Below are 6,648 nucleotides of genomic sequence, written 5' to 3'. Positions count from 1 at the left end.
GTTTGAGCTGTTTGAGCTGTTTGAGCTGTTTGAGCTGTTTGAGCTGTTTGAGCTGTTTGAGCTGTTTGAGCTGTTTGAGCTGTTTGGTCTACTGAAGTTTTTCCATTTTTAATAATGTTGGGTTGTTTGTGGCTTTCAGGCACACTTGTAATAGTCAAACTAGGAAAGTACATAGTGGCTATTTTCACTCCAAACGGGAGTGTAATAATTATAGCTAAAAGGAACATCAAACCAATAAGTCTGTTTTTCTCTAGCACTTTTTTTTGGTGGAGTTGGTCAAACCCTTGGTGAAGACCCACAAAGTTGAAGGCGTCAGTGTAGCCCTCTATTGATAATTTTAGATTCTCTGCCTTATTAATTCTTTCATCCAAGACATTATTCCATTCTTGAGTTAAAGATTTAGCTTTGGTGATAGTATCAGTTATACCCTTAAGGTCCTTAACTTCAGGGCTGGCCATTAACTTTCTAAATAAATATGTCGAAAGGTCTCTAGTTGTAAAGTTAATGGATTCTTGTGCCTGTATACTAAAATTATTGATTTCCCGCTTAGGGAATACAATCACATCTTCATAATCAGATGAGATATCAATACCACTTGATAAAAAACCTTCGTAGAAAAGTCGGAAGGCAGACGTATAGAGCAATTCTGTCTTGCTATCATTCTCTAAGTCGCCATTACGAAGTTTATGCAAGCGATTAATAAAGCTTTCACCTATATCAGATATGCCAATTGAGCAATTTTGATCCCAAAAATTTGGCTCTGTAACAAATGCATTTAACATTAGGCTTATATGATAAAGCATACTCCTCTCAAATTCTGATACTTTCTCATTCTGAGAGTTTCTCTTGCAAAACTCAAATGTATCATAAACTATGCTGCGTATTTCTTTTTTTTGAAAAAATTCCATAAAACACTCTTTGATATTACTTTGTAATCACATGGGTAAAATAGTAATGTGGCTTAACTAGGCAACTTTTATTTATCCATCCACTGTATAACCTCGATCTGATCATGTCTGACCAATTTTGTTTCTCCACCTTTGATTCGATAGGCACAATAGGTAGAATTACAAATCAAACGGACGTGAGGCATATCCCCTAATAGGGGAGATATCGCTTTGCTGTGCTCAGATGTTAATTTTCCACTCTCGATTTGTTGAATTTTATCTAATGCGACATCTTTCCCTGTGTTGAAGCTGAAAGTGGCGAGCAGAAAAACTCCTATGGGCATCAGCACTAAGATGGCAAAACGATCGTAAAAAATTTTCATCCATATGAGGAGAAGGTAAAGCCTAGGGGCTGGCAAATGTGCTCTTCTACGGAGAAAACGCTTCACTTTGGGATATTGCAACAAAGATATGCGATGGCATAACCACGCCCATCTAAGTCTTAAACGGATGCAAAAGAACAACATTACAATAATGAGTAACACGCAAATAAATATGCCTAAAATATACCATAAATAGGTCTCGATAGCATCTGAAAGCAGCAAGAATCCCATAGATAAGATGATGTCTGAAGGCCATGGGAACTCGACAATATCCAGCCCATAAACGAAACATTCACCATAGTGATATGCCATTCCAGATAGATAAAGCCCAGCGGTGATAAGAGGAATTGCAGCAATAAAAGAGGTCATGAAATGGACTATCTTGGCCTGAGGCTCTTCAGGTAGTGATGACTTTCGTGCGAGCTTCAGATGCTGCCTTAACCAGTGCCAACGTATCCAGTTGATCTCTTTTTTCTTTTTCATGTATCCCTACGTTAGAACAATCAAGCTTCAAACTTGTCCGCTATTGTACCGATACTATTGCGAATGAAAACTTGGGAGCATGAACTCCAGCAGAATCTCTTCCATCTTTTCTAGCTCTTTGGTTTCCAGCCCCAGCAGTTCCCGCGCGGGATAGCTGATCTCGCGGCCCTTGATGCGGTCTTTGAGACCGTACTGGTGAATGGTGGCGAGGCGATTGGCCGAGCCGACAAACTCGACCACGGCTTGATGTTCTGTGCTGGTTGCCTTGAGCCAGCGGGGGCTGACCAGATGCTGAAACATCTTGCGGCGGGTGGTGCCGCGCATTTTCGCCAGCTTCTTTAGCGGCTTGCGCGGGGTCATGGGGCTACCATCCGGCTGGATGTTGGCCCTGATCCGTTTGCTCTGACTGGCGCGCAGGTTGCGGGCCATGTTCCCCATCAGTTGGCGGCGGGCGGCCGGTGTCATGCTGGCCAGCAGAGTATCAGCCCAGCTAATCAGCCGGTTCAGGTCGTCGGTGGCCATGGTTGTGGTTCCCCGTTGATAAAGAGCTCCCAGGTGATGCCGTCATAGGGGTCTTCCGGCGGTTCTGGCAGATGTTCCCAGCCAATCCCCTGTTCGTTCTGCCATACCTTGACCCGCTCGGTCAGCTTGACGGTGATGATGAGATCCATCAGGTCGTTGGCGAGGTATTCGGCCTCGAAGGTGATGCCATCTTTGCGCAGCTCGTCGTTGGTCATCAGCTCGGGTTGGTGTTGGCGCAGCCAGGCCAGCAGCGGCACCATGATCTGATCCGGGTGGCCGGCAAAGTCTTCAATGCCGATGGTTATGGGGTATTGCCACTCGAACGAGAGGGAGCGGGCGCCGGTGCTTTCAATATTGCCCGGGGCGATAAAGATGTGCAGCTTGTCCGGGTTGGTCTTGAGATGCGGCACGCAGCGGGTCAGCACCTCACGGATCTGTTTTGGCTTTTCCATCTTCACTCCCTTGTTGTCGTGTCTGGCAGGTGATGAGGCTATCGACCTTGGCGGCGCAACTGGCCCAGGCGGCCTCGGTCTGGCTCAGCTGGTCGAGCAAGTCGCCGTTATTGAGTGGCGCTGCCGGCGGCAGCTGGCAGGGGCTCGGGGCCGGACAGGTGAGCCTGATAATCTGTGGCGCCGGTGAGGGCGGGGCGCTGGAGCAGCCTGATAACAGGGTCAGGCAGAGGGCGATCAGCCCACGCTCTGAGTTCGGCATTTTCACGTTTGAGCCTCTTGATGGTGTCGGCGCGGGTAGCAGCAGCCTGCGCCAGCTGGTCGAGCTGGCCCTGCAGCTGCTGCGCCGCTTGTGCCTGGGTGGTCAGTTCCCGGGTTAGGGTGGCGATGGCGGTCTCTTTAAGCTGCTCGCGCCGCTCGGCCTCTTTGGTTTTCTCTTCGGCTGCCTTGAGACTGGTTTGCAGGGTGGTGATGTCCCCTTTGGCCTTGGCCGTCGAGCGGGCTGACCAGCCCCAGCCACCAAGGGCGACAACCAACGCCAGCACCAACCAGCTGAGGGGCGAGCCCAGCAGCTCACGCCACATTGGCCACCTCCTGCAGCTGATAGACCTTGGTAAAGTGCGCAAACCACTTGGCCAGCTTGGTGTCGTAGTCGTTCTCCTTAAACGCCGGGCCGTTATAGCGACGGGCGAATTCCGCCCACTTTCGCCCCTGCAGCGCTTTGTGCATGGCGGGGTCTTGCTGGATAAAGCGGCACAGGGCGGTGAGGTGTTCGACCTCGCTGCGCTGCATGGCTGCCTGCCAGTCGCTGGCAGAGGCAAAGCCCAGCGGCTGCCAGTGGTAGCCCATGATCTGGAACATGCCCCAGCTGGCCGACTCGATGGCCGCGTCCCGATGCAGGCTGATGGCCAGTTGCAGCCGTTCCCACTCGGCTGCGCCGCCCGCATAGCCGCCGCGTTTGGGGTTGACCAGGTTGGGGTAATGGGTGGCTAGCTGGTCGGCAGCCCCCTTGCCCTGGTGTTTGGTGAGCTGCTGGTAGAACACATGCCGCTCGAACAGCACCACCGGGCGCATGGCTTGGGTGAAGCCTTCGCCGATGCTCTCGACCTGGGCAACGGTGGCCATGGTGGCCAGCGGCACCGCCAGCAGATCGGCGCCGGCCTGCATGTGGTTGATGGTCAGCTGGTTGCCGCGTTCACTGCCGAGCAATGCGGCCAGGGTACGCGGGCCCGCCTGACCGATGGCGGCGATCATGTAATCCCGCTGGAAGGCTATCAGCGCTTGCTCGGTTGCCTCACCAAACCAGCCATCGACAGCCACCGGATAACCGGCGGCGGTGAGGCGGCGTTGCAGGTCTGCCACGGCGGTGCCGGTATCCCCTTTTTTCAGGCTCATGGCTGGTACCTCCGGTAAATATCCCGGGCATGGTCGGTGCTGGACGGTTTGCCTCGGGGCAGTAGGTGGTGCACCGAGCCGCGGGTGTTGAGCACGGCGCATAGCAGGAAGAGGGCAAGCCCGAAGGCGGCCGGGTCTGGCACCGGAATGCCACCGAACAGAAAGCGCAGCGGAATGGAGCCTGACAGCACGCAGAGCAGCCACGCCATCCAGGCGGGCAGGGCGCGATATGCGCCACCTTTGCGGTCAAACAGCATGACCCGCAGGAAGATGGCGGCGCAGATCAGGGCGTAAAGGGCGGTGTAGATAAATACACCTGTTGGAGTGGTCGGGATCATGGTTGCCCCCTTTTGTTAAACAAGGCTTCAAGTAGCCGATCTTGATTGCGCATGATGAGCTGCAGCAGTCGCACCATCATGGCGGAGGCGATCAGCGAGCCGATCGCATTGCTGACCTGGACGCTGGCGGGCAGCAGTACCTCCAGCAGTTGGCAGGTAAAGCCAGCCAGCAGCAGGCCACTGACAAACGAGGCGACAAACAGGGCAATCCGGCGCAGGCGCCCCTGCTCTTCGGCGGCCGAGATAAACAGCACCGCGCCAGTGAGCGCGCCGAGCACGACTGAGGGATCCACCCCGGGCAGGGTGAACAGTAAGGCCAGACCGGTGAGGGTGCTGGTTGCGGCGCTGGAGGAAATCGGTTCTGGCATCGTGCTCTCCTATCGTTTGCTGCCGCAGTGGCGGGCGAGTTGGTATTCGTGGATGGTCTGGCAGTCGGCGCAGCGTTCGCAGCCCCGGATCGCCTCGCGGCGCTCTTGCGGGATCGGGTCGTCGCAGTCGATGCAGTAGTGGGGGCCAGTGCCCGCAATGCGGGCGGCATGAATGCGGGCAGCCAGTTGTTGCTCGCTGATGTTGGCCAGTCGTTCGAGTTCGTCGTCGAGGCGGCTCATGTCGGTGTTCTCTTTTTTCGCATGACAGTCAGTCCCATAGCTGGATCTGCGGCTGTTCGGCCTGAGTGGGGGCCGATGGCATGTTGATGAGGGTGCCGGTCGGCAGGATGGGGCCGAGTGCTGCCAGACCGGGGTTGAGGTTGAGCACCTGCTCGGTGATGCCTGCGGTGTAGCCGTAGTGACGAAACAGGATGAGATCGAGGGTGTCGCCCTGCAGGCTGCGCAGTTGCATCAGATGAGCTCCACCGTGGTGTGGGTGGTGCCGATGATGTCGCGGATGGCAAAGCGGGCGTCTCGGTAGAGGTCATCCGAACTTATCTCTTTGGCATCGGCCCCTTTGATGCCGTCACCGGTGGCGCTGTAGTCGGTGTAGCGCTCCAGCAGGTTGGCGCGGGTCATGGCGTAGACGGCGCGCCGATAGCTATGCAGGTATATCGATTCGCCATTGATGGGCTCGGCGGGGACTGCTGCCAGGGTGGCGTGACCTTCACTTTCTCTGGCGCTGCGCCACTGGGCCAGATCCCGGTTGACGCTGGTGATGGCGTCGATCACCGCATGAGTGAGGCGGGCGGTGGTGACGGTGCCATCAAGCCGGACGGTGTCGCGCAGCGCGCAGAGCGAGATGGCCGGCCAGAAGGGGGCGCTGGTGATGTCGCCCTCTTCTGTGGCGGCCGGGGTCGGGTTGGTGGCTAAAAATCCGGTGCTCATGGTGCTCCTGATTTGAGGTAGCGCCGCATGTTGGGCGGTGGTCGGGCCGTCCGGTATGCCGCTGGCATTCGTCAGGCCCGAGCCGCCCAGGGTGCGGGGTTCGCTCGGTTAGCTGGCCTCGCCGGGGGCGGGGTCAGGCTGTTCGGGTGGCTGTGATTCGGATTGAGGCTCTGCGCCCGGCTGCGGTGCCGGTTCGTTGGCGGGCTGGCCGGCGGCGGCTTTATCCTTTTTGATCTCGCGCACCAGATCTTCCAGTTCTCGCTTGATGCCCACCTTGTCGTGCAGCTCGATGGCGCGGCGGTAGTGGTCGGCCGCTTGCTCCTTGAGCCCTTCGGCATAACAGGCGCGGCCCACCGCCTTGTGCAACTTGGCGCGTACCTGGTCGAAGATGTCGCAGTCAGCCAGCATGCTCATGTAGCTGCTGAGTAATGGCAGGGACGGGCCATTACCCGCCTCTTGCAGCTTGATGGCGGTATCGGCCACCTCTTCGGCGATGAGGGTGGGGGCGGTGCGTTCGTACTGGTCCGGGGTATTGAGGCCGTGGCGGATCACGTAATCAGCCATTGGCAGGGCGCCTGCCAGATCGCCGGTGTCGAGGTGCCACAGCATCACGGTTACCATGACGTCATCCTGACCACCGCGATCGGCGGCCAGCAGGCCATCAATCCACGGTGTGTAGGTGGCCAGCATGGTGCGTTTGGCGTCAATCTTGCGCTCGAGGCTCTGAATGCCCTTGAGGGTGCGACGGTGCTCGGCCAGCTGCATCAATTGGAGTTCGTACTGGTTGGCGGCGGCGCGATCCTGCTCGGGATTGGCCGCCCCTTGCAGGGCGGCCATGATGCGGGCGGTGTGTCGTTGTGCAGGTGTCATCGTGG

General features: G+C 56.3%; 13 protein-coding genes. All 13 read right to left on the bottom strand.

Features of this window, described 5'->3' with window-relative positions:
- Positions 1-908 (bottom strand): hypothetical protein (locus G5358_RS02560; protein WP_421323546.1); only part of this gene is annotated, 908 nt, incomplete at its 3' end.
- Positions 909-976: 68 nt separating this feature from the next.
- The gene (locus tag G5358_RS02555) at positions 977-1,753 is read right to left on the bottom strand and encodes a hypothetical protein (protein ID WP_421255904.1); all 777 of its coding nucleotides are present in this window, start codon (positions 1,751-1,753) and stop codon (positions 977-979) included.
- 54 nt (positions 1,754-1,807) lie between these two features.
- A complete protein-coding gene (locus G5358_RS02550) occupies positions 1,808-2,275 on the bottom strand; it encodes a phage virion morphogenesis protein (RefSeq protein WP_421255905.1) in 468 nt (155 codons plus the stop codon).
- Positions 2,257-2,727 (bottom strand): phage tail protein, encoded by a 471-nt coding sequence (locus tag G5358_RS02545; protein WP_421255906.1) that lies wholly within the window; start codon positions 2,725-2,727, stop codon positions 2,257-2,259. Before G5358_RS02545 ends, G5358_RS02550 begins: the two co-directional genes overlap by 19 nt.
- Positions 2,702-2,944 (bottom strand): Rz1-like lysis system protein LysC, encoded by a 243-nt coding sequence (gene lysC / locus G5358_RS02540; RefSeq protein ID WP_232297631.1) that lies wholly within the window; start codon positions 2,942-2,944, stop codon positions 2,702-2,704. Before lysC ends, G5358_RS02545 begins: the two co-directional genes overlap by 26 nt.
- Entirely contained in the window at positions 2,835-3,308 is a 474-nt protein-coding gene (gene lysB, locus G5358_RS02535) for an Rz-like lysis system protein LysB (RefSeq protein WP_421323545.1), read from the bottom strand. Before lysB ends, lysC begins: the two co-directional genes overlap by 110 nt.
- Positions 3,298-4,119, bottom strand: a complete 822-nt coding sequence (locus G5358_RS02530) for an N-acetylmuramidase domain-containing protein (RefSeq protein ID WP_421323544.1) — start codon at positions 4,117-4,119, stop codon at positions 3,298-3,300. The genes lysB and G5358_RS02530 overlap by 11 nt, the downstream gene beginning before the upstream one ends.
- The gene (locus G5358_RS02525) at positions 4,116-4,457 is read right to left on the bottom strand and encodes a phage holin family protein (protein WP_421323543.1); all 342 of its coding nucleotides are present in this window, start codon (positions 4,455-4,457) and stop codon (positions 4,116-4,118) included. The genes G5358_RS02530 and G5358_RS02525 overlap by 4 nt, the downstream gene beginning before the upstream one ends.
- A complete protein-coding gene (locus G5358_RS02520; RefSeq protein WP_005352066.1) occupies positions 4,454-4,825 on the bottom strand; it encodes a putative holin in 372 nt (123 codons plus the stop codon). The genes G5358_RS02525 and G5358_RS02520 overlap by 4 nt, the downstream gene beginning before the upstream one ends.
- Before the next feature lie 9 nt (positions 4,826-4,834).
- Positions 4,835-5,065 carry a TraR/DksA C4-type zinc finger protein gene (locus G5358_RS02515; RefSeq protein WP_111809547.1) on the bottom strand — a complete coding sequence of 77 codons (231 nt, stop codon included), beginning with the start codon at positions 5,063-5,065 and terminating at the stop codon, positions 4,835-4,837.
- Positions 5,066-5,093: 28 nt separating this feature from the next.
- Positions 5,094-5,297, bottom strand: coding sequence for a tail protein X (locus G5358_RS02510; protein ID WP_421323542.1), 204 nt, complete (start codon positions 5,295-5,297; stop codon positions 5,094-5,096).
- Positions 5,297-5,773 (bottom strand): head completion/stabilization protein, encoded by a 477-nt coding sequence (locus G5358_RS02505; protein ID WP_071911238.1) that lies wholly within the window; start codon positions 5,771-5,773, stop codon positions 5,297-5,299. Before G5358_RS02505 ends, G5358_RS02510 begins: the two co-directional genes overlap by 1 nt.
- A gap of 108 nt (positions 5,774-5,881) precedes the next feature.
- Positions 5,882-6,643: a phage terminase small subunit gene (gene gpM / locus G5358_RS02500; protein ID WP_330124288.1), complete on the bottom strand. Its 762-nt coding sequence runs from the start codon at positions 6,641-6,643 to the stop codon at positions 5,882-5,884.
- Between the last annotated feature and the right edge of the window lie 5 nt (positions 6,644-6,648).

The sequence above is a fragment of the Aeromonas sp. 604176 genome (genome assembly GCF_049170755.1).
GTDB classification, from domain to species: domain Bacteria; phylum Pseudomonadota; class Gammaproteobacteria; order Enterobacterales; family Aeromonadaceae; genus Aeromonas; species Aeromonas veronii_A.
Note: the sequence above shows the minus strand (reverse complement) of the source record. Positions and strands in the feature narration are given on the sequence as shown.